The 1039-nt window shown below is 62.3% G+C and carries 1 pseudogene; it reads left to right on the forward strand.

Going from position 1 to position 1039, the window contains the following annotated elements:
• Nucleotides 1–189: 189 nt before the first annotated feature.
• A pseudogene (locus tag EN935_RS37505) lies at nt 190–1039 on the forward strand (hypothetical protein); the annotation flags it as partial.

Below are 1039 nucleotides of genomic sequence, written 5' to 3' on the forward strand. Positions count from 1 at the left end.
GCGCTTTGCAGGGGCGAGGACCCCAAGCTTTTCGACACCCGCGCAAGCTGCGCACAGCGTTCCAACCCCCAAATGTCCCAAATTTACCTTGCCGCCAACGGGGGCTTCCCCTGTGCGGCCAGCGGATGTAAGGTCATGTTAGTAATTCGTTAAGTACCGAGTTGGGGTGTGCGTAAAAGGAGTTCGAGCATGAACTTCAAGGGCTTGCTCAAGCGTGCTGAAGACGTAGACAAGGCATTCCAGGAACTGCAGGTCGATCTGGCGGATGCGCTGGATTCAGATCTCGTCGCCGAGGGCCAGGCGCCGCCAAAGAGCGACACTGTCGCGGATGCCTCGGATCAGGCGGCAGGACCCGACGACGCGCCGCCCGAGGCGAATGCGGCAAATCCGGATAGTGCGGACACCACCGATGATGCGGGCAGTCCCGAAACCGCGCCACGGCTGACGCCCCATACCCAGACGCGGCTGGCTGCGCTGAGTGCCTTTGAAGGGCTCTTCCACGACGCCAGGGACTATCTGGACGAGATCAACGGCAAGCTGTCGGAGATCGCGACCTCACACCATCTGACGCGCGAATTCCTCAACATCCTGCACAACGACATTCTTCGCGCCAACGAGTTCGAGCTTGCCAATGCGGGCCTCGGCGCGGAACAAAGAACGCTGTCGGAAAAGCTGCACGACGCGGTGAGAAAGCTGCGCGAGCGTGACGGCGCTTTCGAAGCGCTGCAACAGCGCGAGACAAGCCTGGTTCAGGACAGGGAGGCGCTTCGTGCGGCGCTTGCCGCGGTAAGGCTGGAGCTTGTGGAGACAGCCAATGCGAGCGCAAAACGCGACGCGGAGTTCGGCGACATCGCCAAGCGGCTGACCGCCAGAACGGTCGAGGCCAACAGGCGCTTGCGCGAGAGCAAGATGCTGCGGGAAAAGCATGTCAGCCTGTCCATCGATCTCGACAAGGCGCTGAAGCGGGAATCCCAGGCGCGCCACAGGCTCGACGAGCTCTCGACGATCCATGCCAGCGAAGCAGCGCGGCTCGCGGAAC

The organism is Mesorhizobium sp. M7D.F.Ca.US.004.03.1.1 (genome assembly GCF_003998635.1).
Lineage (GTDB): Bacteria > Pseudomonadota > Alphaproteobacteria > Rhizobiales > Rhizobiaceae > Mesorhizobium > Mesorhizobium loti.